Source organism: Flavobacterium sp. 5, from assembly GCF_002813295.1.
Classification (GTDB): domain Bacteria; phylum Bacteroidota; class Bacteroidia; order Flavobacteriales; family Flavobacteriaceae; genus Flavobacterium.
In genome coordinates, this window is the sequence record NZ_PHUE01000001.1 from 139772 (window position 1) to 166412 (window position 26641).

General features: G+C 36.3%; 11 protein-coding genes. 6 read left to right on the top strand and 5 right to left on the bottom strand.

What is annotated here, in order from left to right; all coding sequences use genetic code 11:
- Window positions 1-296 precede the first annotated feature (296 nt).
- The 3 genes from CLU82_RS00585 (at window position 297) to CLU82_RS00595 (ending at window position 4734) form a co-directional block, all read left to right on the top strand.
- Window positions 297-1613 (top strand): ammonium transporter, encoded by a 1317-nt coding sequence (locus tag CLU82_RS00585; RefSeq protein WP_100841257.1) that lies wholly within the window; start codon window positions 297-299, stop codon window positions 1611-1613.
- Window positions 1614-2350: 737 nt separating this feature from the next.
- Complete coding sequence (locus CLU82_RS00590) at window positions 2351-3676, top strand: ammonium transporter (RefSeq protein ID WP_100841258.1); 1326 nt, start codon at window positions 2351-2353, stop codon at window positions 3674-3676.
- Between the two features lie 212 nt (window positions 3677-3888).
- Window positions 3889-4734, top strand: a complete 846-nt coding sequence (locus CLU82_RS00595) for a class I SAM-dependent methyltransferase (protein ID WP_100841259.1) — start codon at window positions 3889-3891, stop codon at window positions 4732-4734.
- 136 nt (window positions 4735-4870) lie between these two features.
- On the opposite strand, the gene CLU82_RS00600 is transcribed toward CLU82_RS00595, so the two are convergent.
- The 4 genes from CLU82_RS00600 to CLU82_RS00615 form a co-directional block, all read right to left on the bottom strand.
- Complete coding sequence (locus CLU82_RS00600; protein ID WP_100841260.1) at window positions 4871-13228, bottom strand: T9SS type A sorting domain-containing protein; 8358 nt, start codon at window positions 13226-13228, stop codon at window positions 4871-4873.
- Between the two features lie 893 nt (window positions 13229-14121).
- Window positions 14122-16158: a thioredoxin family protein gene (locus tag CLU82_RS00605; RefSeq protein WP_100841261.1), complete on the bottom strand. Its 2037-nt coding sequence runs from the start codon at window positions 16156-16158 to the stop codon at window positions 14122-14124.
- Window positions 16159-16167: 9 nt separating this feature from the next.
- Window positions 16168-17478 (bottom strand): tRNA lysidine(34) synthetase TilS, encoded by a 1311-nt coding sequence (gene tilS / locus CLU82_RS00610; RefSeq protein WP_100841262.1) that lies wholly within the window; start codon window positions 17476-17478, stop codon window positions 16168-16170.
- 96 nt (window positions 17479-17574) lie between these two features.
- On the bottom strand, window positions 17575-18867 hold the full coding sequence (locus CLU82_RS00615; RefSeq protein ID WP_100841263.1) for an anthranilate synthase component I family protein: 1293 nt from the start codon (window positions 18865-18867) through the stop codon (window positions 17575-17577).
- Window positions 18868-19073: 206 nt separating this feature from the next.
- On the opposite strand from CLU82_RS00615, the gene CLU82_RS00620 reads away from it, so the two are divergent.
- Both CLU82_RS00620 and CLU82_RS00625 read left to right on the top strand, forming a co-directional pair.
- Entirely contained in the window at window positions 19074-19970 is an 897-nt protein-coding gene (locus CLU82_RS00620; protein WP_100841264.1) for a DUF4349 domain-containing protein, read from the top strand.
- 338 nt (window positions 19971-20308) lie between these two features.
- On the top strand, window positions 20309-20683 hold the full coding sequence (locus tag CLU82_RS00625; protein WP_100841265.1) for a DoxX family protein: 375 nt from the start codon (window positions 20309-20311) through the stop codon (window positions 20681-20683).
- Between the two features lie 108 nt (window positions 20684-20791).
- Here the strand turns inward: CLU82_RS00625 and lpdA are convergent, their stop codons facing one another.
- Entirely contained in the window at window positions 20792-22195 is a 1404-nt protein-coding gene (gene lpdA, locus CLU82_RS00630) for a dihydrolipoyl dehydrogenase (protein ID WP_100841266.1), read from the bottom strand.
- 432 nt (window positions 22196-22627) lie between these two features.
- On the opposite strand from lpdA, the gene CLU82_RS00635 reads away from it, so the two are divergent.
- A complete protein-coding gene (locus CLU82_RS00635) occupies window positions 22628-26551 on the top strand; it encodes a starch-binding protein (protein WP_100841267.1) in 3924 nt (1307 codons plus the stop codon).
- Window positions 26552-26641: the final 90 nt, after the last annotated feature.

A 26641-nucleotide genomic window follows, 5' to 3' on the forward strand; every position in this document is an offset into this window, starting at 1 on the left:
CATTATTTTTTTTAACAATAAACAATATACTTTTTAGATATATAACGGTAAACCACTACTCAATAAAAAATTAAAGTGAACACTTACAATTTATAAAAAAGGCTCCCTATAATATGAATTAAAAAATGCTATAAATTAAATTATTGTTATTTTAAAACCAATTTTACATCACCTACCCCCATTTTACAGGAGGTAAAATACAAAAATGACAAAAATAACATATACACTCCCTTTTTAACAGGGTGTTTGAAATGATTTTTTACTTTTGCATAAAAAAAAATAAAATTCAATATAAAATGCGAAAAATAGTTTTAAGCGTGATTCTTGTCACAATTTTGGTATTATCCTATTTCTCTAATTACTTTTTAACAAGCCACAAAACAAATATTGCTGAAATTTCAAAATTCGACACTGGTGATATCGCATGGATGCTGGTAGCTTCTGCATTGGTATTATTGATGACTCCAGGATTAGGTTTCTTTTATGGTGGTATGGTAGGTAAAAAAAATGTAATCAGTACCATGCTTCAAAGTTTCATGGCAATGATTATAGTAACTGTTTTATGGGTACTCATCGCCTTTGGATTATCTTTTGGCCCTTCAATTGGAGGTATTATCGGAAACCCAATACCGTATGTGTTTTTTCAAGGAGTAGGAATTGGCACTTCATGGAAATTAGCACCTACTATTCCATTTTTATTATTTGCATTATTCCAAGCTAAATTTGCCATCATAACACCAGCAATAGTTACAGGAGCTTTTGCCGAACGTATTCGTTTTTGGGCTTACTTATTATTTATGGTATTATTCATCCTTTTCGTTTACGCTCCGTTAGCACACATGACTTGGCACCCTGACGGAATACTGTATAATTTTGGAGTATTAGATTTTGCAGGAGGAACAGTTGTACACATGAGCGCTGGTTGGGCCGCATTAGCTGGTGCTATCTTTCTAGGTAAACGTAAATCACCTAAACCAAGCCCAGCACGTATTACTTATGTATTACTAGGAACAGGTTTATTATGGTTTGGATGGTTTGGTTTCAACGCTGGATCTGCAATGGGAGCCAATGGTCTTGCTGCACAAGCATTAGGAACAACAACTGTTGCAGCCGCAGTCGCTTCTATGGCTTGGGTATTTATTGATAAAATTATGGGGCATAAACTATCAGCAATGGGCGCATGTATCGGAGCAGTAGTAGGACTAGTAACCATCACTCCTGCTGCCGGATTTGTTAGCATGCCACATGCAATTACTATGGGAATTATTGGAAGTATTATTAGTAATATTACAGTTAGTAAATTCCATAAATTCAAAATCGATGATGCCTTAGATGTGTTTGCTTGTCATGGTGTTGGTGGTATGGTGGGAATGGTATTAACTGGAGTATTTGCTTCCAGAGATATCAATCCAGCTGTTATCGATCAAGGACTTGCTTTTGGCGAAACCAAATTATTTACACATCAAATTATTGCTTTAGTTGGAGTCTCAATATTTGCATTTACAATGTCCTACTTCCTTTTCTATATCGTAAACAAAATTACACCTCTTCGAGTAACTGAAGAAAAAGAAGAACTCGGATTAGATATTTCACAACACGGAGAATATTTATAGGTTCACTTTTAACAAGCATATAAAAATAAAAAAAAACACCCTAAATAATTAGGGTGTTTTTTTTTTAATAATTACAAGACTCAACTTAGAGCAAAATTTTATTATTTCTTTAGAAGTAGAAATATTATATTTTTTTGAATATATAAACACTTCTCTCCATTAAATCTACTTGTTTAAAAAAAAAGTAATTCCTAGATTTATTTAAGGAATTAAAACAATAACATTTTTTGACTATCACTAATCATAATCGACATAAAATCATTTACACAACAAACGTCTACCATCTCAAACAAATTCACAAAAAGTAGATAAATAATTATTACTTTTTAAAATATTAAATCCATTTTTAGTAAATTTAACAAATTAACTTACAATAACTTAAACTGAAAAACAAAAAAACATAGCTTTCCTTTAGATTAGCCACCTTAAACACAAAACCAAATACCCTCTAAAGACATTTCTCTATAGTACAAAAATTAAGCAATCATTAACAAAAAAGTCGCTTAACTACCAAAATTGGCGATAATTTCACAAATAGATTAACAATTCAAGAACAAAACTTAAAAAAAACTTAAAATTTCGTTAACACATTCTTTATTTTAACTCAAAATATTAAACACCCCTCAAAATACAATGGTGGTAAATACAAATTTCATAAAAATAACCATACTACCCCATATTTTTTGGAGGGTATATAATGATTTAATACTTTTATAAAAAATTAAAAATCAAAAACTATGCGAAAAATTATTTTAAGTGTGATACTAATCACAATTCTAGTATTATCTATTTTTTCAATTTACTTTCTTGTTGAATCTCCAAAACTAGGAGCACACGTTGTTGAATTAAAATTAGACACAGGTGACACGGCTTGGATGATTGTAGCCACCGCCTTTGTATTATTAATGACACCAGGATTAGGTTTCTTTTATGGCGGAATGGTAGGTAAAAAGAACGTAATTAGCACCATGCTACAAAGTTATATGGCAATGGTTATTGTAACCCTATTATGGGTTGTAATCGGATTTGGATTATGTTTCGGCCCTTCAATTGGAGGTTTCATCGGTGACCCTACTTCAAACTTATTTTTTAATGGAGTAAGCGCCAACACTGCTTGGGAATTAGCACCAACTATCCCAATGATTTTGTTTGCATTATTTCAAGCAAAATTTGCCATTATCACTCCTGCATTAATCACTGGAGCTTTTGCTGAAAGAGTACGTTTCTGGGCTTACTTATTATTTATGGTATTATTCATACTAGTTGTATACGCTCCATTATGTCACATGACTTGGCATCCTGATGGAATATTCTTCAAAATGGGAGTATTAGATTTTGCTGGAGGAACAGTAGTACACATGAGTGCTGGCTGGGCTGCTCTTGCTGGAGCTATATTCTTAGGAAAAAGAAAAGTACAAAAAGCAAATCCAGCACGTATTACATATGTATTATTAGGAACTGGTTTATTATGGTTCGGTTGGTTTGGTTTCAACGCTGGATCTGCCGTAGGAGCTAGTAGTCTTGCTGCACAAGCATTAGGAACTACAACTGTAGCTGCCGCTGCTGCCGCAATGGCATGGGTATTCTTGGATAAAATTCTTGGACATAAACTTTCTGCAATGGGAGCTTCTATTGGTGCAGTAGTTGGATTAGTTGCTATTACTCCTGCTGCTGGATTTGTAAGTATTCCTCATGCAATGGCAATTGGTATTATTGCTGCTATTGTTAGTAACCTTGTTGTTAGCAAATTCCCTAAAGGAAAAATTGACGATGCTCTAGACGTATTTGCTTGTCACGGTGTTGGAGGTATGGTAGGTATGCTTTTAACTGGTGTATTTGCATCTAAATCTGTAAACTCAATTGTAGGTGATAACCAAGGTTTAATTTTTGGTGATGCTACGTTATTCTTAATCCAATTAAAAGCATTAGTTCTTGTATCTATCTTTGCTTTCTGTGCTTCTTACGCTTTATTCTTTATTGTAAATAAAATTACACCATTAAGAGTAACTGAAGAAAAAGAAGAACTAGGATTAGACATCTCTCAACACGGAGAATTCTTGTAAAACTCAATTTCAAAATACCTCAAACAAACACTCTGGAACAATTTTCAGAGTGTTTTTTTTATCATATGATAAAAAAAATATAAGATGGTTTTAACATAAAGAGAAATATTATTTCCTTAAATTTATTCTCTTTTTCCACATAAAAAAACTTCCTAAATCTACCTCATTTCCAAACCTACAGAGTCAGAATATTAATAATAAACTATACTGCTATGGAACTAGAAGTTGAAAAAATTAGGGATCAACAAAAAGAAACCTGGAACAAATTCTCTCCAGGTTGGAAAAAATGGGATGAACTTACAATGGATTTTCTAAAACCCATGGGAGATGGAATCATTAAACTTCTCGATTTAAAAAAACATGATATCGTTCTGGATGTAGCCGCTGGTTCAGGTGAACCAGGTTTAACAATTGCCTCACGTTTGACTGAAGGAAAAGTAATTTCTTCAGATTTATCAGAAGGTATGCTTGAAATAGCAGCAGAAAATGCAAAAAAGAGAGGTATTATAAATTTTGAAACCAAAGTATGTGATGTTTGCGAATTACCCTTCTTGGACAATACTTTTGATGCAATTAGCTGTCGATTTGGATTTATGTTTTTTCCTGATATGTTATTAGCAATAAAAGAAATGACAAGGGTTCTAAAACCAGGAGGAAAAATTGCAACTGCAGTTTGGAATATTCCTGAAAAAAATTTCTGGGTAACAGCCATCATGAGTACTATCAATAAAAACATAGAATTACCTACCCCTCCACCTGGAGCACCAGGCATGTTTCGTTGCTCGAAAGCAGGTTTTATGTCAGATTTATTTTCGCAAGCAGGTTTAAAAAATATTTCAGAAAATGAAATCACAGGAAAACTAAACTGCAAAACAACAGATGTCTATTGGGATTTAATGAATGATGTTGCCGCCCCAGTTGTTGCAGCACTTAGCAAAGCTGATGATGAAATAAAAGATAAAATAAAAACCGAAGTTTATTCTTTAGTAAATCAAAAATATCCAAACAACTCAGTTATTATTGATTGTAGCGCACTTGTTATATATGGAGAAAAATAACTGTATCCAAAAAAACATAACTATTATTTCTTTCAAGCTGACATTATCAAAAAAAAGCAATACATACTACAAAATGACAAAGCCCTCCTATAAAGATTTGGAGGACTTTGCTTTTTAAACATTTTTTAAAATAATTTTATTGTTTAATAAGGCTCACTGTTTTTGCATTAATTCCTTGTCTAATTAAGACGATATACTCACCGACCGGAAATTCTTCTCCAAAGACTATTGGCTGACTATCATTTTTTTCAATACTTTTCACCTTACGGGCAAGCATATCATAAACCTCCAATTCAATTTTCTCACTAGTACCGCCTTCCAAAATTAAAGTAAACTGACTATAGGTTGGATTAGGAAAAACTTTAACTATAAACTGAGTAGGTTCTTCTACAATTGCTTTGTCAGACTGTATCAATTTTGCATTAGATACTGGAACCTTACAATCATTAGTACATTTACCCAAAAAATCTCCATGATTGAGGTGCTCTTGTACTGCAGACTGATCCACACAAATAGCTGTACATGGATTCTTAGAACTACCTGTTTGATGACAAATAGCTACTTTTACCACACCACTATTACCTGCAAAACAACGAGCGTCTTCTGCATCAACTCTTGCCGCCAATTCATACGGGATTGTATAAAAACAGCCATTAGCATCAGTTACGGTTGCGACGAATCGCGCATCTGTCAAAAGTACTACATTTACCGAATAACTGCCATAGATTGGAATAGAAGTAGAAGATGCACCCACTGAGTTTGTTGAACAAGTTATACCTGTAGACAATCCTGAATTTGTATTCAATCCTGTAGACCATGCCTCATTACCTGTTGAATTAATAAAATTACATATCAGTTTACCACTTACTCTCACAGCTGCAGGTGCAACTGTCGGAGATACACCATTCATCATACTGATTTTTACGGTGTACGGAGCAGTTCCTCCAGATGGTGTTGCAGTAATTATTGCACTTTGATCACCTGCATAACCGTAGTAAAGTGATGAATTATTAGTAGCAATTGTTGCTGAAAGAGTTGTTGGAAGTACAGTAAAGGTTGCATATTTTACAATATCAATACTGCAATTACTCTTCGCTTTCCATTCTACGGTTACACTACCTCCACATGCAAGTGGTATAGCCGTTGAATTATTTGTTACACTTAAATTACATCCGCCACTGGATGATACACTAGCTAACCATGCATTGTAAGATATATTTATAGCAGCTTGACTTTGACAGCAAGCTACAGTTTTATTAACTGGAACTGTTAATACAATTTCTGGTGCAGCTATCACTTCAAAGGTTTTCGTTACTGTCGATGGGGTGCAAAGATCATTTATCGTATAAGTTACCGTTGTAGTTCCACCACTGCAAAATGTTGGTGGCACAGACGAACCATAAGAGCCTGTAGCAGAACAACCTCCGCTTACCGAAAATTGCGCCAGCCAATTATTAAAGACAGTATTAACCGCAGCTTGATTAGCAAATGTACAAGCCGATGCCGATACACTCGCCGGTGCACCTATTGTTACTGCTGGTGCAGTAATAGTAATATTAACACTACCACTCTGCGATACATAGTTGTTCTCTGCAAAAGACCAGCCTACTGTACCCCCTGGATAATTGGTATAAGTCAGCGGATCAATTGTCACTGAAGACGATAGGTCTGCTCCCCCAACACCTGTAGCGGAACCCAATGTGGCACCGTGAGCTGTAGCATCATAAATGCCTGCATATCCGTTTACCACAATCAATGCAGGAGCCTGGCTGATTACAATAGCTGCCGTTCCATTCTGATTATTATAGTTTGTGCCTCCGGTGAAAGTCCAGCTGGCTGTACCTCCGGGAACGTTTGTAAATGATAAACCTAGATTCAGAGTACTTCCTGAAGCGCCAAGATCTCCTGCAACTCCAACTGCTGAACCTGAGGCGCCATGGGATCCAGCGTCATAAACCCCTGTATAACCTGTTACGGTTACCACCGCATCGGCTTTAGCAATAGCGATATCAGCACTACCACTCTGCGATACATAGTTGTTCTCTGCAAAAGACCAACCTACTGTACCCCCTGGATAATTGGTATAAGTCAGCGGATCAATTGTCACTGAAGACGATAGGTCTGCTCCCCCAACACCTGTAGCGGAACCCAATGTGGCACCGTGAGCTGTAGCATCATAAATGCCTGCATATCCGTTTACCACAATCAATGCAGGAGCCTGGCTGATTACAATAGCTGCCGTTCCATTCTGATTATTATAGTTTGTGCCTCCGGTGAAAGTCCAGCTGGCTGTACCTCCGGGAACGTTTGTAAATGATAAACCTAGATTCAGAGTACTTCCTGAAGCCCCAAGATCTCCTGCAACTCCAACTGCTGAACCTGAGGCGCCATGGGATCCAGCGTCATAAACCCCTGTATAACCTGTTACGGTTACCACCGCATCGGCTTTAGCAATAGCGATATCAGCACTACCACTCTGCGATACATAGTTGTTCTCTGCAAAAGACCAACCTACTGTACCCCCTGGATAATTGGTATAAGTCAGCGGATCAATTGTCACTGAAGACGATAGGTCTGCTCCCCCAACACCTGTAGCGGAACCCAATGTGGCACCGTGAGCTGCAGCATCATAAATGCCTGCATATCCGTTTACCACAATCAATGCAGGAGCCTGGCTGATTACAATAGCTGCCGTTCCATTCTGATTATTATAGTTTGTGCCTCCGGTGAAAGTCCAACTGGCTGTACCTCCGGGAACATTTGTAAATGATAAACCTAGATTCAGAGTACTTCCTGAAGCCCCAAGATCTCCTGCAACTCCAACTGCTGAACCTGAGGCGCCATGGGATCCAGCGTCATAAACCCCTGTATAACCTGTTACGGTTACCACCGCATCGGCTTTAGCAATAGCGATATCAGCACTACCACTCTGCGATACATAGTTGTTCTCTGCAAAAGACCAACCTACTGTACCCCCTGGATAATTGGTATAAGTCAGCGGATCAATTGTCACTGAAGACGATAGGTCTGCTCCCCCAACACCTGTAGCGGAACCCAATGTGGCACCGTGAGCTGCAGCATCATAAATGCCTGCATATCCGTTTACCACAATCAATGCAGGAGCCTGGCTGATTACAATAGCTGCCGTTCCATTCTGATTATTATAGTTTGTGCCTCCGGTGAAAGTCCAGCTGGCTGTACCTCCGGGAACATTTGTAAATGATGAACCTAGATTCAGAGTACTTCCTGAAGCCCCAAGATCTCCTGCAACTCCAACTGCTGAACCTGAGGCGCCATGGGATCCAGCGTCATAAACCCCTGTATAACCTGTTACGGTTACCACCGCATCGGCTTTAGCAATAGCGATATCAGCACTACCACTCTGCGATACATAGTTGTTCTCTGCAAAAGACCAGCCTACTGTACCCCCTGGATAATTGGTATAAGTCAGCGGATCAATTGTCACTGAAGACGATAGGTCTGCTCCCCCAACACCTGTAGCGGAACCCAATGTGGCACCGTGAGCTGTAGCATCATAAATGCCTGCATATCCGTTTACCACAATCAATGCAGGAGCCTGGCTGATTACAATAGCTGCCGTTCCATTCTGATTATTATAGTTTGTGCCTCCGGTGAAAGTCCAGCTGGCTGTACCTCCGGGAACGTTTGTAAATGATAAACCTAGATTCAGAGTACTTCCTGAAGCGCCAAGATCTCCTGCAACTCCAACTGCTGAACCTGAGGCGCCATGGGATCCAGCGTCATAAACCCCTGTATAACCTGTTACGGTTACCACCGCATCGGCTTTAGCAATAGCGATATCAGCACTACCACTCTGCGATACATAGTTGTTCTCTGCAAAAGACCAACCTACTGTACCCCCTGGATAATTGGTATAAGTCAGCGGATCAATTGTCACTGAAGACGATAGGTCTGCTCCCCCAACACCTGTAGCGGAACCCAATGTGGCACCGTGAGCTGTAGCATCATAAATGCCTGCATATCCGTTTACCACAATCAATGCAGGAGCCTGGCTGATTACAATAGCTGCCGTTCCATTCTGATTATTATAGTTTGTGCCTCCGGTGAAAGTCCAGCTGGCTGTACCTCCGGGAACGTTTGTAAATGATAAACCTAGATTCAGAGTACTTCCTGAAGCCCCAAGATCTCCTGCAACTCCAACTGCTGAACCTGAGGCGCCATGGGATCCAGCGTCATAAACCCCTGTATAACCTGTTACGGTTACCACCGCATCGGCTTTAGCAATAGCGATATCAGCACTACCACTCTGCGATACATAGTTGTTCTCTGCAAAAGACCAACCTACTGTACCCCCTGGATAATTGGTATAAGTCAGCGGATCAATTGTCACTGAAGACGATAGGTCTGCTCCCCCAACACCTGTAGCGGAACCCAATGTGGCACCGTGAGCTGCAGCATCATAAATGCCTGCATATCCGTTTACCACAATCAATGCAGGAGCCTGGCTGATTACAATAGCTGCCGTTCCATTCTGATTATTATAGTTTGTGCCTCCGGTGAAAGTCCAACTGGCTGTACCTCCGGGAACATTTGTAAATGATAAACCTAGATTCAGAGTACTTCCTGAAGCCCCAAGATCTCCTGCAACTCCAACTGCTGAACCTGAGGCGCCATGGGATCCAGCGTCATAAACCCCTGTATAACCTGTTACGGTTACCACCGCATCGGCTTTAGCAATAGCGATATCAGCACTACCACTCTGCGATACATAGTTGTTCTCTGCAAAAGACCAACCTACTGTACCCCCTGGATAATTGGTATAAGTCAGCGGATCAATTGTCACTGAAGACGATAGGTCTGCTCCCCCAACACCTGTAGCGGAACCCAATGTGGCACCGTGAGCTGCAGCATCATAAATGCCTGCATATCCGTTTACCACAATCAATGCAGGAGCCTGGCTGATTACAATAGCTGCCGTTCCATTCTGATTATTATAGTTTGTGCCTCCGGTGAAAGTCCAGCTGGCTGTACCTCCGGGAACATTTGTAAATGATGAACCTAGATTCAGAGTACTTCCTGAAGCCCCAAGATCTCCTGCAACTCCAACTGCTGAACCTGAGGCGCCATGGGATCCAGCGTCATAAACCCCTGTATAACCTGTTACGGTTACCACCGCATCGGCTTTAGCAATAGCGATATCAGCACTACCACTCTGCGATACATAGTTGTTCTCTGCAAAAGACCAACCTACTGTACCCCCTGGATAATTGGTATAAGTCAGCGGATCAATTGTCACTGAAGACGATAGGTCTGCTCCCCCAACACCTGTAGCGGAACCCAATGTGGCACCGTGAGCTGCAGCATCATAAATGCCTGCATATCCGTTTACCACAATCAATGCAGGAGCCTGGCTGATTACAATAGCTGCCGTTCCATTCTGATTATTATAGTTTGTGCCTCCGGTGAAAGTCCAGCTGGCTGTACCTCCGGGAACATTTGTAAATGATGAACCTAGATTCAGAGTACTTCCTGAAGCCCCAAGATCTCCTGCAACTCCAACTGCTGAACCTGAGGCGCCATGGGATCCAGCGTCATAAACCCCTGTATAACTTGTTACGGTTACCACCGCATCGGCTTTAGCAATAGCGATATCAGCACTACCACTCTGTGATACATAGTTGTTCTCTGCAAAAGACCAGCCTACTGTACCCCCTGGATAATTGGTATAAGTCAGCGGATCAATTGTCACTGAAGACGATAGGTCTGCTCCCCCAACACCTGTAGCGGAACCCAATGTGGCACCGTGAGCTGTAGCATCATAAATGCCTGCATATCCGTTTACCACAATCAATGCAGGAGCCTGGCTGATTACAATAGCTGCCGTTCCATTCTGATTATTATAGTTTGTGCCTCCGGTGAAAGTCCAGCTGGCTGTACCTCCGGGAACGTTTGTAAATGATGAACCTAGATTCAGAGTACTTCCTGAAGCCCCAAGATCTCCTGCAACTCCAACTGCTGAACCTGAGGCGCCATGGGATCCAGCGTCATAAACCCCTGTATAACCTGTTACGGTTACCACCGCATCGGCTTTAGCAATAGCGATATCAGCACTACCACTCTGCGATACATAGTTGTTCTCTGCAAAAGACCAACCTACTGTACCCCCTGGATAATTGGTATAAGTCAGCGGATCAATTGTCACTGAAGACGATAGGTCTGCTCCCCCAACACCTGTAGCGGAACCCAATGTGGCACCGTGAGCTGCAGCATCATAAATGCCTGCATATCCGTTTACCACAATCAATGCAGGAGCCTGGCTGATTACAATAGCTGCCGTTCCATTCTGATTATTATAGTTTGTGCCTCCGGTGAAAGTCCAGCTGGCTGTACCTCCGGGAACATTTGTAAATGATGAACCTAGATTCAGAGTACTTCCTGAAGCCCCAAGATCTCCTGCAACTCCAACTGCTGAACCTGAGGCGCCATGGGATCCAGCGTCATAAACCCCTGTATAACCTGTTACGGTTACCACCGCATCGGCTTTAGCAATAGCGATATCAGCACTACCACTCTGCGATACATAGTTGTTCTCTGCAAAAGACCAACCTACTGTACCCCCTGGATAATTGGTATAAGTCAGCGGATCAATTGTCACTGAAGACGATAGGTCTGCTCCCCCAACACCTGTAGCGGAACCCAATGTGGCACCGTGAGCTGCAGCATCATAAATGCCTGCATATCCGTTTACCACAATCAATGCAGGAGCCTGGCTGATTACAATAGCTGCCGTTCCATTCTGATTATTATAGTTTGTGCCTCCGGTGAAAGTCCAGCTGGCTGCACCTCCGGGAACATTTGTAAATGATGAACCTAGATTCAGAGTACTTCCTGAAGCCCCAAGATCTCCTGCAACTCCAACTGCTGAACCTGAGGCGCCATGGGATCCAGCGTCATAAACCCCTGTATAACCTGTTACGGTTACCACCGCATCGGCTTTAGCAATAGCAAATGCTAAAGGTGCTGAAGTTGCACTATTATAATCATTATCTGTAGCTACGGTTGCTGTAACTTCATAACTCCCAGCATTGATTGGTTTAGCAATATCCGAATAGTTAGTACCCGACACACCTACATAGCTATATGTAACTGCCCCAGTTGAACCTGTTTTAGTTACAGTCTCTGGTCCTTGTATCAAACTATTATAAGTAAAAGGTCCTGCAGGATTTATAGAAATAGTAGAATTTGCTTTTACCGCAGCTACGTTTGCAGTCACCTCAGGTGCAGCATTGTAGTTTGTATTTCCTGCCTGATTGTATTTCACAATTCCAGTTCCAATACCACTATTCATTGTATATACTCCAAGAACATTGCTCAAAGGAGCTGTACTTGTATAAACAACAGTTAAACCTGAACTTGCTGTAGCTGCAACAGTAAAGTTTGTACCATAAACTGCGTTTGCTGGCGAAGGTGTTCCTACTGTAATAGTTTGGTCTGCTTTACTAATAACAAGATTACCTGTAGCTGTACCTGCAGAATAATTCGCAGTATTAGCTAAGCTTACTCCAACTTTACCTGCATAGGTTCCTGCATTTCTAACTGACACCGGGATTGAAGCAAAAGGCACTGCCAACACAACTAATCCAGAAGCATTAGTATTACCAACTCCAACAACTGTTCCATCCAAACTGAAAGTAACAGGTATCCCAGCAACATTTAAATTAGTTGTAGCCGTTAATGTAGCCGAACTGCCATAAACACCAGTACCAGAAACTGCGGACAAAATTGTGGTAGCCTTGGTTACCGTAAAATTATTAGTTCCAGAAGATCCAGAATAAGGATTATTTGACGGATCTCCAGCAAAAGTTCCTTTAAGTCCGTTTGATCCAGTAAAAGAACCTGCATTAATAATGACAGAATATGTTAACGATGCTACTCCAGAAACATTAGTAATAGCGCTGCCTAAAGATGTCCCTCCATTAATTGTAAATGCAACTGTTTTTCCTGGAATCGCATTTCCATTTCCAACACATGTAAGACAACCTCCATTTCCTCCTTGCTGAGTTAAAGTACTAGTTATATTTATGACAGAACCGTAAACTGCTGTTGTTGGAGTTGGATTAGTTAATGTAGAATTAGCATCCTTGAACGTCCACTCAGCATGCAATCCTGAACTTTGCCCATTTGCAGTTAACAAAAATACAGCTCCTAAAGAATCTCCATCTGTAGGAATATACCAAGAGGCATTAACATTCCCATTCCCATCAGCTAAAACAGTCCATGGCTGGTGATAAACTTCATCAATTCCACCTGGGTCATCTCCTTCATGCGTTACTTGCAAAGTAACTGTTTCATTAGCTTGAAAACCAGAACCAATTATCATTGCTGTAGCTCCTGGCGGATAATCTAATAGATCCGTCTTAATCTCCTGAGAAAAAACAACGTTTGCAAAGAACAAATTTACAATTAAAAAAACAACCGTTAAAAATCGAAATTTAGGTAAAACTGTTTTCATATTAAATAGTTTAGGGTAACAAATAACAAACACAAGACTAAAATAATTTATAGTAAAAATGGAATGGGGAGTTCCTAATTACTTACTAAATAAATACAAATCCTTTAAAAAGTGGTCAAGGATATAATTATCGGAATTATCGCAATAAAAAGATATTATAATTGAAAGATTATCAGTAATAACAAACTAATTTACATCATTCTTAAAAACCAATTCTAATTTTTTGATTATTTTCGATTAAAGCATTTAAAAAAACTGTCAACTACATTATTTAAAAATTTAAAATCAATAGAAAACCCTTTTAATACTTTTCTAATATATAAGAAGCATAACACCACATATTAAAAACTCACATAGAATCTTTAACTACTGTAACTTCTTGTAAGTATACTTACTTAATATATAGTAAACCAAACCTTCTTTTTAAAATTTTTAAAATAAAAATCCATTAGAGGTAACAAGTTTATTTATAGCAATAAAACTAGTGAAGATGTATTTTTTTGGAGCCGAATTATAAAAAAATACTGAAAAATAATTTCATAAAGTTATACACTTAAGGAAATATTATAGGTTATAAGAAAGAAGAATTAATTGTAATTTCTTAATCGAAAAACATAGCTGACTTTAATCATTTTTTTACGTCTTCAGTCTAATAGAGTTTGTGAAAAATAACTAAAAAAAATAATCGAATTGGGAGACACAACCAATTCTGTAATTATCGAAAAGTAATACTATTATTTCAATACTTTTTTACGTATGATAATTTTAAGTTCTATACATAATATAAAAATCCCAATCTTTTGATTGGGATTTTTATATTTTTATAAGTTGTAAGTAAAGATTCTTTTTTTGTTTTTAAATCTAAATAAATCAAAACCTTAATTCCAAAAAAACTATTTCTTAAAATTCGAAATACCTGTCTTCAACCAATTCTCATATTCTGTCACACTTACATAACTTATTGTTGGTTGTTCTTTATTAAGAGAATTTCCTTGTAAATCTATCAAAACATACAAGGGTTGTGTATTTGTATTGTATTTTGAAATCATAAAATCAGTCCATTTATCCCCTATCGTTTCAATCTCAGATCCTGTTTTTTCAGAAACAAACTGTTCATTTTTAGGCAGTAGTCTTTGATCATCTACATATAACGAAATTAAAACTACTTGATTTTTTAGAATTGAAAGTACATTATCTTCAGACCAAACGTTGTTTTCCATTTTTCTACAATTAACACAAGCATGCCCTGTAAAATCTAACATTATAGGTTTGTTTACCATTTTAGCATAAGCTAATCCTTTATCATAATCATCAAAAACGACGATTTGATGTGGTCCAAATTTTGCACCTTCTGGCAAAGCTGTTGAAACACTAGTTCCATTTCCCGTTCCTGAACTAACCAAACCCAATGGACTTTCACTATATTCCATTGGAGGCGGAAATGCGCTTATTAATTTAAGTGGAGCTCCCCAAAGACCTGGTATTAGATAAATAGTAAAAGACAACACTAACAACCCAAGGCTCAATCTTCCAACAGATATATGAGGCAATGGACTATCATGTGGCAAAGTAATTTTCCCAAATAAATAGAAAGCTAAAGTTCCAAAAATAGCAATCCAAATTACCAAAAACACTTCTCTTTCTAATAAATGCAATTGCAAAACTAAGTCGGCATTGGATAAAAACTTAAAAGCCAAAGCCAATTCTAAAAATCCTAAAACCACTTTGACTGTATTTAACCAACCGCCTGATTTTGGAAGCGAATTCAACCAGCCTGGAAACATAGCAAAAAGCATAAAAGGCAAGGCTAATGCTAAAGAAAAACCAAACATTCCTATTATAGGTGCAATTCCTCCTTTGGATGCTGCATCAACTAAAAGAGTTCCTACGATAGGACCTGTACATGAAAAGGAAACAATCGCTAAAGCCAAAGCCATAAATAAAATTCCAATAATGCCTCCTCTATCAGCCTGACTGTCTACTTTATTTGCCCACGAATTAGGCAGCATAATCTCAAAAGCACCAAGGAAAGATGTTGCGAAAACAACCAATAAAATAAAAAATATAATATTAAAATACACATTGGTAGACAAAGCATTCAATGCATCGGCACCAAAAACCCAAGTAACAACAAATCCCAATAACACATAAATAAGGATAATTGAAATACCATAAATAATGGCATTTCTAATTCCTGCGGCTTTAGTTTTGCTTTGTTTGGTAAAAAAACTAACCGTCATGGGAATCATTGGAAACACGCAAGGAGTCAACAAAGCAGCAAATCCTGAGAAAAAAGCAATAAAGAAAATAGACCACAATCCTCTTTCCAATCTAGGCTTTGGCAGCTCTACAGTCTTAATTTCTACAATTTCAGCGCCTTTTTTCTGTATCGTTTCAGGAGCAATAACTGCATTATCAGTTGGATTACCAACCAGTTTTACAATTGCAGTCGGAGCTATTTCAACAGTCCTATTTGTTTTTTCCGTAGGTATTTTAAAAGTAAATTTCTTTTCAAGATTAATACATACTTCTTTACATATTTGATAATTCAGTTCAGCTTGAATAGCTACAACCTCAGGATTTGTAAGACTTATTTCTTGTTGAATTTGAGCTTTATCATGAAAGAATGTTTCGTTTACTCCAAAAACATCATTGAAAGAAGTGGTTGTTTTACTTTCTTTGGCTTTACCAACCAAATCAAAATTACCTATCTGATCTTTGAATTTAATTTCCAAAGGTAATGGCCCACCGTCAGGGGTAAATTGTGAATATATATGCCAATCCTTTTCGATTACTGCAGTAAAAGTTAAAACATAATTAGTTTCTGATTTCTTTTCGATTGCTGTTGTCCATTTTGCAGGATCCAAAACCTGAGCATTTCCTTTGGTGAAAGCTAAAAAAGTAAGCAGTATAAAAAGTATTTTCTTCATTATTAGTATCTAAATTAATTCTATTCTAAGTATATTTTTTGTTGTATTAACAGTCTTAAATCGGTTATCAGCCCGCATTCCAACAACCCAAACGATCTGGTCTCCAGAACACAAAATCCAAGTGTTTTCTTTTTCAATCAATGATATTTTTTCATCTTTAAAAAACTTACTCACTTTCTTCGATTTGCCATTCATTCCAAAAGGCATAAAAACATCGCCAGTTTTCCATTTACGCAATAGCAAAGGAAAAACTAATTGATCTTCATCGACAAAGATAGTTTTATTTGAACCAACCGAAATGTCATCTACTTTACATAAGCTGAAATTTAAGGGAATCTTAACTTCTGCTTGATTTTCTTCGATATAAAATTCTTTAGCTATTTCATCATGTCCTAAGGAAGAAACAATCAATGAATCCCTATCTTTTAATAGCCTATATTCGGTAGTAAATACTTGTTTTCCAGACTGACTATTTACTAAATCATAAATATCATCCCAAGCAGTAAATCCAAAATCTTTTAACCATTGATACAAATACGACTGATAATTGGACAACTGCAATAATTTATTTAAATCAAAATGGATTTGACCTCCAACCTCATGAGCAACTTGCTGATATACCATTATTGCCGCATCATCAGCCATGCATTGCGATTGCCGCAAATAACTTTCTGTTTTTAAAAATGAAGTCATAAAATTAGGATTTAACTCCTTCAAAATTGGAATTAAATGATGACGAATTTTATTTCTAACATATTTATCTGATGCATTACTACTATCTTCCCTCCACTGAATATGATGCTCTTTGGCATAATTATCAATGTCATTACGAGTTAAAAAAAGTAAAGGTCTAATTATTTTATCATTCTGAACTGGAATACCGGTCAATCCTTCCAATCCAGTTCCTCGGGTAAAATTGATTAAAAAAGTTTCCAGATTGTCATCTGCATGATGTGCTGTGAGTAGATAATCGAATTTTTCCTCTTCTAGCAATTCATAAAACCAATTATACCGCAGTTCTCTAGCAGCAACTTGAGTCGAAAGTTTATAATCTTTAGCAAAACCCTCTGTATCAAACTGAGTTACATAAATAGGAATTTTATTAGCATCCGCATACTCTTGTATGAATTTTTGATCACCAAAACTCTCCATTCCGCGAAGCTGAAAATTACAATGTGCGATAGCTATATCAAATCCCAATTCTTGAAACAAATGCAATAAAACCATACTATCCAAACCTCCACTTACAGCAAGTAGTAGTCTTTTTTTATTCAAAAAAGGAATCTCTTTTTCAATATGCTTTTGAAGTGTATTTTTCATATCTAGCTATTTACTGGTCTTAAATTGTTGATAAATAATTTAAGCAAATGCGTATTTTCAATTCAAAAATACTGATTATTATTTAACCAATTATGATCACTCTTGCTGCAAAACTTCTAGCATTGCTTTAGCTTTAAGTAAACATTCCTCATATTCTTTTTCTGGAATCGACAATGATGTTATAGCGCTACCAACGGAAAAAGACACGTATTGATTTTCTTCATTATACAAAATACTGCGAATAACTACATTAAAATCAAAATCTCCATTGGGCATAAAATACCCCACAGCTCCACTATACAAACCGCGCTTAGTTTCTTCTAACTCTTCTATAATTTTCATAGCTGAATATTTGGGTGCACCAGTCATACTCCCCATAGGAAATGTTGTTCTAAGCGCATCAACTGTTGCAAATTTTGAATCCAATTTGGAAGTGATCGTCGAAATCATTTGATGTACTTGCAGGAATGAATAAATCCCACAAAGCTCTTTAACTTCAACCGAAGCTTTCTGGGCAGTATGCGATAAATCATTTCGAACCAAATCGGTTATCATGATATTTTCTGCACGTTCTTTGGGATCTTGTGATAAATTATTTTTAGATATTTCATCTTCAACAGAGTCAACAAATCGCTTTGAAGTTCCTTTTATTGGTTGAGAAATGAGATTTTCTCCTTCTTTTTTAAGATATCTTTCTGGTGAAGCCGAAAGCAAAAATTGTTTATTATTCTTAAAAAAAACAGTAAAAGGTGCTTGTGAAATTTCATTAAGTTTCAAGAATTTATCCAAAGGATTAATTTTGGCATTTTCTGCAAAAAATTCCATACAAAAATTAGCTTCATAAACATCTCCTTGATGAATATGCTCTAATAATTTAACCACTTTATCTGTGTAACTTTGCTTCGAAATGCGTTGCTGTATCTCAACAGAACTCTGGCTAATATCGTTTTGTTTTGTGTAATTTAAGATATCTATAAAATCTTCTTCAACTTCATCATCACACATATTGAGATATTGAATTTCGATTTGATCTCCTTTTAATAAAAATATTTTTTTTGGCTGAAAAAAGTATAAATCAGCGAAACCTAAATCATCAAAATTATTCGATTCTAAATGTTCAACACTATTTTTTAAATCGTAAGACAAATAACCAAACAACCAATCCTTGGTCGTTTGCTGGTATTGTTTCAAATCCTCAAAAGCATTATGATAATCTGTCTTTATTGATGTAAAAGCATCAACAGCTAACACACAATCGAAGTTAGAATATTCATTGAAAAATGAATTACTATCCAGAAAAGTTATCTCACGAAATTGTTGTCCCCATCCCACAAGCTGTTGCTTGAAAGCTATTGGGTCCTCAATAAATTTGTAAATGGAAGTTCTCAAAAATTAATCTATTTATGAACTTCAAAATTACAATAAAAAATAGGGTTTCTCAAGAAGAAGTCTCATAAAACTACCTCATAGTTAAATAAATATTAAAAAAGTTTTTTCCTATTAAAACATTATATATTTGATACAGAATTCAAGCTTGAAAATTCAAACACAATCAATCAAAAAAATCAATTTCCGACACTTAAAAAACTAAATCTATGAACAAAATTGTTAAACAAAGCTTAACACTATTAACCCTTACTGTATTATTATTTGCTGGCTGCAAAAAATCCGATGCTCCACAGGAAGAAACAGTATCCGCTAATGCAATTTCTGCAGACACAGTTTCTTCTTCGGCAGCTGTCGAAAAAGAAGGAAGCACGCGCAAATTTATTCGAACTGCTGACATAAAATTCAAAGTAAAGAATGTTACCCAATCCACTTATACTATTGAAAACATAACTAATAAATTTGATGGATTTGTTACTTATACGAATTTACAAAGTAATATTATTGATGAATTTGAAACTAAAATAAGTCTGGACATTACTCTACAAACTATTCGGTACAACGTAGAAAACGACATTACTATTCGTGTACCTAATAAACGCCTTGACACGGTTATTAAATCTATTGCGAAGCAAATAGATTTTCTAGATTATCGCATTATAAAAGCTGATGATATTTCGCTAAAAATGCTTTCGAACCAACTTTCACAAACAAGAAGTGCCAGCAACGAAAAAAGAATAGAAAAAGCCATTGATACCAAAGGCAAAAAAATCAATGATATAATGGATGCTGAGAATACTTTGGCAAACCAAAAAGAGCAAAATGACACAGCTAAACTTGACAATCTCTCTATCCAAGATCAAGTCAATTTTAGCACACTGACTATCAAAATCTATCAGAATGAATCTGTAAAAACTGAGGTTATAGCAAATACAAAAGATTCCAATTTCTACAAACCTAATATTGGCATACGCATACTCGATTCTCTAAAATCGGGTTGGTATGTACTTCTTAATATTATTGTTTTTCTATTCGAAATTTGGTGGTTATTAATATTGGCTATTGGCGGATTTTTTCTTTATAAAAAATTCACCAAAAAAGAATAAAACATAATTATAAAACAGACTTTAATCTACAAATCATTTTTACGAACCGAGTAAAATCAAAACCCAAAAGGTATAAGATTTTACTCGTTTTGTTTACATATGAAATCAAATTAAAAAAAAATCACAACAATTATAATTTTAAGATATTATTCACAATATAAACAATATAAAAATAAATAATAACAAAAAAATTAACTAAATTTGTATACGCAAGGCAATGGACTTAGTTTTCTGGCCCTGAAAACTATCAATGGTAAATGGATGAATAAGGTATTATAACAGCAACTCTCGCGACCTTGAGCAATCACTTAAACATTTAACCAAAAAAATTAAAAAATATGAAAACTGCCACATTCTTTATCCGTACAATAATTGGCATATTGCTAATTTTAGTTTCTCTTGCTTACTTTTTCAATTTAATGCCTGATCTTTCAACTAGCGGCGATTTCAAGGCTTTCCAATTAGGCTTAATATCATCGATTTATTTAATGCCAATGGTTAAGACAATAGAACTTTTATGTGGTATTTCTTATCTCACAGGTAAATATGTAACCTTATCTAATATTATTGTACTTCCAGTTAGTACAAACATTTTATTTATAAATTTCTTCTTAAATCCAAACGGAATGCCACTTGCTTTTTTTGTATTCTTTGGGAATTTATTTTTAATTTACAGTTATTGGAAAAATTACAAACCCTTACTTACAGCATAATTTATACCAAATAGATAGCTTATGAAGAACTATTTGTGACGAATTAAAACCAATAAAAAAACGATAGATTTCTCTATCGTTTTTTTATTGGTTTTGCAAAAATTCAAACTATACGTGCAAAGCTCTATTATCTGTAGCAGATAGTGCCGCTTCTTTTACTGCTTCCGCAAATGTTGGATGCGCGTGTGACATTCTGGAAATATCTTCAGCAGAAGCTTTATACTCCATAGCAACAACTGCTTCAGCAATCAAATCAGCTGTTCTGGCACCAATCATGTGAACTCCTAAAACTTCATCCGTTTTTTTATCAGCAAGGATTTTTACAAATCCATCAAGATCTCCACTAGCACGAGCTCTTCCTAATGCTTTGAAAGGAAAACTTCCTACTTTGTATTCTACACCAGATGCTTTCAATTGCTCTTCTGTTTGTCCAACAGCAGCAACCTCAGGCCAAGTATAAACAACACCTGGAATCAAATTATAATCAATATGTGGTTTTTGACCAGCAAGAATTTCAGCAACCATAGTTCCTTCTTCTTCTGCTTTGTGAGCCAACATTGCTCCACGAACCACATCACCAATTGCATAAACATTTGGCGTAGAAGTTTGTAAATGATCGTTTACTTCAACTTGTCCTCTATCCGAAATTTTCACTCCAGCTTTATCAGCATTCAATCCATCAGTATATGGACGACGACCAACAGAAACTAATGAATAATCTCCTTCAAGAGTAATAACTTCACCTTTAGCATTCTCAGCTTGAACAACTACAACATCACCATTTCTTTCAACAGATTGAACTTTGTGAGAAGTATAAAACTTCATCCCTTGTTTTTTCAACACTTTAGTCAATTCTTTAGACAAAGCACCATCCATTCCTGGAATAATTCTGTCCATGAATTCAACTACCGAAACTTGCGCTCCTAATCTCAAATACACTTGCCCCAATTCAATCCCAATAACTCCTCCTCCAATAATTACAAGGTGTTTTGGTATTTCTTTTAAAGCCAAAGCTTCTGTTGAAGTAATGATTCTTTCTTTGTCGATTTTGATAAAAGGTAAAGAAGATGGTTTAGAACCTGTAGCAATAATAATATTTTTAGCTTCAATAGTTTCAGATGTTCCATCTGCTTTCGCGATAGCCACGTGAGTCGCATCTACAAAGGATCCTAAACCATTAAAAACAGTAATTTTATTTTTCTCCATCAAGAAATTTACACCACCTGATGTTTGGTCAACAACTGCTTGTTTGCGTGCAATCATTTTTTCTAAATTCACTTTTACATCTCCGGAAACTTCAATTCCATGATCAGCAAAATGTTTGATTTCAGCATAATGATGTGATGAAGACAACAATGCTTTTGAAGGAATACAACCTACGTTTAAGCATGTACCTCCCAAAGTACTATATTTTTCTATAATTGCTGTTTTGAAACCCAATTGTGCACAACGAATAGCCGAAACATATCCGCCTGGCCCAGAACCTATAATGACTACGTCAAATGAACTCATAGTATATGATTTTTATTTTTAGTGTTGCAAAATTAAGGAATAAAGTTTTGTTTAAAGTTTAATTTATAAGGTTTTTTGTTCCAATTATAACGTTTTCATCAAGAATTATGGAGAAACACTTTTAATACAACAACAAATCATAATTTATATATTAATTATTAAATGATCAGGAAAACCTTAAAAACTATTTTAAACGAAAAATTTTATTTTAATCAAATCTAAATTGAATCAAAAAAAAGAACATCACAACCATTTAGCTAACAAGTAATTAGAATAAAATACAAACAGTTTTTTTGATTTTTGTTAAATAAAAGAAAGTTACAAACACTATAACGTAATAGTAAGCTCACAAAAACATAACTCGTAATTTTAATGTTAATAAAATATACTTTTAATAAAAAATTACAATATAAATGAGAAAATAACCAAATCATGAAAAAAAACCTACTATTATTTTATGCCTTATTAATTCCTTTTGTTTTTGTAAAAGCACAAGTGAATACTACCTATTTATGGCACTTACATCAACCAACTTACTGGGGTGATTTGAGTAAAAAGAATCCAAACAGATATCAAATTGTAAAAGAGTCGCAAGATTTGAAAGTCTCCGGAGCCAATAATGATGTAAATGGACTTGCCCACCCTACAAATAATCTAGAAGAGATTTTTGGAACAGGGGATCGTGTTGCTGCGTATCAATTTGCTCCAAAAAATTCTATAAACTCTATTCGGGATTTACCAAAAGCAGGAGCTCAAATAACCTACGGTGGTTCGTTGATGGAAAACGTAAATGAACTTGCCCAAGCCAATCAATGGGGCTATTCTAATTCCTGGACTCAAAATATTAAAGATGCAAAAGCATGGAAGACTTCGGGAGGATTTTCACGAATGGAAGTAGTATCATTTACAATGCACCATGCTCTTTCTCCACTATTAAGCGATGAAGCATTAAAAAAAGAAATTAAAGCTCATCAATATTACAGTGCACAATTATTTGGATCACATGATTCAAAAGGATATTGGCCTGCAGAATGTGCTTTTTCTGAAAGAATTATTAAAACATTAACTGAATGCGGTATAGAATGGTCAGTAATAGCTAATAGCCATTTATCCAGAACTTTATCCGATTATCCAATAAAATACGGTTCTGGTGGATCTATGTGTGATCTTCCAAACAAAGCTGATCAGGTAGACACAAAAGGAAACACTTGGTTTTCTGCTCAAAAGGATGCTCGTGGTGGTCAGTTTGCAGTTCCCTATTCTTATCTTCCTTATAAAGCAAAATATGTAGATCCGGAAACAGCGCAAGAATACAAAATCACGGTAGTTCCAATGGCTGATTATGAAAGCTACGAAGATGGATATGCTGCAATTGGCACTTCTTTAATAGCACCTATTGTTGCCAAAGCTTCAACTTCTCCAAGACCTCCTTTGGTATTATTTGCTCACGATGGTGACAATGCTTGGGGTGGTGGTTCTTCATATTACAACGAGTCGGTTACCGGATTTTCACACGCATCTGCGGCTAATGGAAATATCCCAACCACAATACCTCAGTATTTACAAGATAATCCCGTTCCAGAATCAGAAGTAGTGCATGTAGAAGATGGTGCTTGGGTAAATGCTGATGGCGATTTTGGACATCCTCAATTTACAAACTGGTTGTGGCCGTTCTTTGATCCGGTAACAAAAAAATTCAATCCAAATGGCTGGACAGAAGACATGATGAATCAAGCCATAACTACTGCTGGTGAAAACCACGCGATCATGGCTGAGCAACTGGAAGGAAATAATCTTAGAATGAGCGAAATTGTAAACCCTACATCTGCTGTAAGTCCTGCCGAAAAAGCTTGGCATTTTTTAATGGCTGGTTATGATAGTGGAAATGCCTATTACGGTCTGGCTGAAGATTTAGAAATAAAAACTACACTTGCAGTAAATCGTTGTGTACAATTTGCAAAACCTACTCTGGATGCCCATCCTGGTGTAGATGCAACAAAACCTTCAGTATTTATTCCGCAACGTTGGCCTTACAATCCTGGTGAAAAAGGATATGGCGCACCTTACGCGTATAAAGATTTTTTAAATTCAGCAGATTTTACAGTTTATACATTCGCATATGATGTTAGTGGAATTCAAAAATCAGAATTAAAATATAGAATTGATGTCGATGGAAAAAATACCCTCTCTTCAAATCAAAACGAAATTTACGCAGGGGGTACCGAAGTTGGAGCATGGATCTCATTACCAATGACTGAAAGAGTTTTTCCAAAAGGAAATTTCACCAACAGTACTCAAGCTGATTTATATATGTTACCAACCGTAATTGCTAGTCAGTATTCTGCCGAAATAGCAGGAATCTCCGAGAAATTATTGGATTATTACGTTGAAGTAACTGATAAAAAAGGCAATATAACCAAATCCAAAATCCAACATGTATGGGTTGGAAAAAATCTGGATGTAGCCCCAAAAATTGCATTTACACCAGACGCTACTAACTCAACAATAGCTCTAGATGTAACTATTTCTGCTACAGACAGCACGGATCCAAAACCAAAATTTTATTATACTACAGATGGTTCTACTCCTACTCTTTCATCCCCTTTTGCTGAATCTACCAAAACTATTACTGTATCACAAACTACAACTATTAAAGCATTTGCCGTAGACAAAGACGGAAATTCATCTGAAATTGTATCAAAATTATATAGTATTGGAGCAATTCCAGAATTCACCGTTTATTTTAAAAAACCAACCAATTGGAATTCTGCTGTAAAAATATATTATTGGTCACCAACCGGAACTGCACCTGTAGTTACTTACCCAGGAGTGGCAATGACAAAAGATTGTGGAGATTGGTACAAATACACTTTCCCATCAACAGTGACTGCTTCAAATTTATTATTTAATGATGGAACTCTAAAAACTGCTGACTTAACTACTACTGCCGGAATAAAATATTATGACTCAGCATGGTTAACTGCCGAACCTGCAAACAGATGTCCTGTTATTGCTCCAGATTTTACAAATTCACAAGCAGGAGGAACATTTACAACTGGAATAAATGTAAATGTAACATTAACTGCTAACGAAAGTACTTCTACAATTTATTATACTTTAGATGGAACCACACCAACAGTAACTTCACCATCTGCAATAGGCACTAAAGCATTGGTTATAACAAGTACTACTACACTAAAAGCTTTTGTCAAAAATACAGCTGGAGTTAGTTCTGCCATTAAAACGGAAACCTATACTTTTAGTACCCCAACTACATTTACAGTTTATTTTAAGAAGCCGACAAATTGGAGTACTTCTGTAAAAGTATATTACTGGTCACCAACTGGAACTGCTCCTGCGGTTACGTATCCTGGAGTTGCTATGACTCAAGATTGTGGAGATTGGTATAAATATACTTTTCCATCGACTGTAAGCGCAACAAATTTATTATTCAATGATGGAAATCTTAAGACAGCTGATTTAACTGTATCGGCAGGAATTAAATATTACGATTCGGCTTGGTTAAGTGCCGAACCTACAAATAGATGTCCTGTTATTGCTCCCGATTTTACAAATTCAAAACCAGGAGGTACATTTACAACTGGAACAACTGTTAATGTTGTTTTAACAGCTAGTGAAGCAACATCTAAGATCTATTACACGATAGACGGAACAACACCTACAACAACTTCACCGTCTGCAATTGGGACTAAATCATTTGCTTTCACTGCCAATACTACTTTAAAAGCATTTGTAATCAATACAGCGGGAGTTTCATCAGCTATTAAAACCGAAATTTATAATTTTAATGCAGCTACGACTCTTACCGTTTATTTCAAACCACCTACTACCTGGACATCTGCTCCAAAATTACATTATTGGAATGCCGTTCCAGCAGGAAGTGTTGCTAGTACAACTTGGCCTGGCGTAACGATGATTGCAGACACAAATGGTTTTTATAAATACACTATAACAGGACCAACTTCGGTAAATATAATTTTCAATAATGGATCTAGTGGTTCTGCAAATCAAACCGCTGATTTATTAAACAAAACCAATGGTTACTCTTATACTTGGGGTGTAACCACATCAAAATTGGACACTAAAACAGAAGTAGCCGAAGAGGAAAGCTATCTAATCCGTTTATATCCTAATCCTGTAAATGAGACTTTGCAAATAAACTCGACTATTCCAGTAACTAATTACAATATTATTTCTGCACAAGGAAGTATTGTTCAGGAAGGAAAATTAAATGGAAATACTATTGATGTAAGTCGTTTGAGTAACGGCCTCTATTTTGTTACTCTCCAATTAGAAAATGGAAAACAAACCATGCAAAAAATCATTAAAAAATAGATTCCCCCGTGTAACTCAGATAATTTTTGAGTTAAAAAAAAGCCGTTCTAAAATTATTTTAGAACGGTTTTTGTATTTATATAACTTTAT

Bases quoted from the DNA above. Each gene is read 5' to 3' on its own strand.
- CLU82_RS00585 (WP_100841257.1), top strand. From the start codon at position 297: ATGCGAAAAATAGTTTTAAGCGTGATTCTTGTCACAATTTTGGTATTA.
- CLU82_RS00590 (WP_100841258.1), top strand. From the start codon at position 2,351: ATGCGAAAAATTATTTTAAGTGTGATACTAATCACAATTCTAGTATTA.
- CLU82_RS00595 (WP_100841259.1), top strand. From the start codon at position 3,889: ATGGAACTAGAAGTTGAAAAAATTAGGGATCAACAAAAAGAAACCTGG.
- CLU82_RS00600 (WP_100841260.1), bottom strand. From the start codon at position 13,228: ATGAAAACAGTTTTACCTAAATTTCGATTTTTAACGGTTGTTTTTTTA.
- CLU82_RS00605 (WP_100841261.1), bottom strand. From the start codon at position 16,158: ATGAAGAAAATACTTTTTATACTGCTTACTTTTTTAGCTTTCACCAAA.
- tilS (WP_100841262.1), bottom strand. From the start codon at position 17,478: ATGAAAAATACACTTCAAAAGCATATTGAAAAAGAGATTCCTTTTTTG.
- CLU82_RS00620 (WP_100841264.1), top strand. From the start codon at position 19,074: ATGAACAAAATTGTTAAACAAAGCTTAACACTATTAACCCTTACTGTA.
- CLU82_RS00625 (WP_100841265.1), top strand. From the start codon at position 20,309: ATGAAAACTGCCACATTCTTTATCCGTACAATAATTGGCATATTGCTA.
- lpdA (WP_100841266.1), bottom strand. From the start codon at position 22,195: ATGAGTTCATTTGACGTAGTCATTATAGGTTCTGGGCCAGGCGGATAT.
- CLU82_RS00635 (WP_100841267.1), top strand. From the start codon at position 22,628: ATGAAAAAAAACCTACTATTATTTTATGCCTTATTAATTCCTTTTGTT.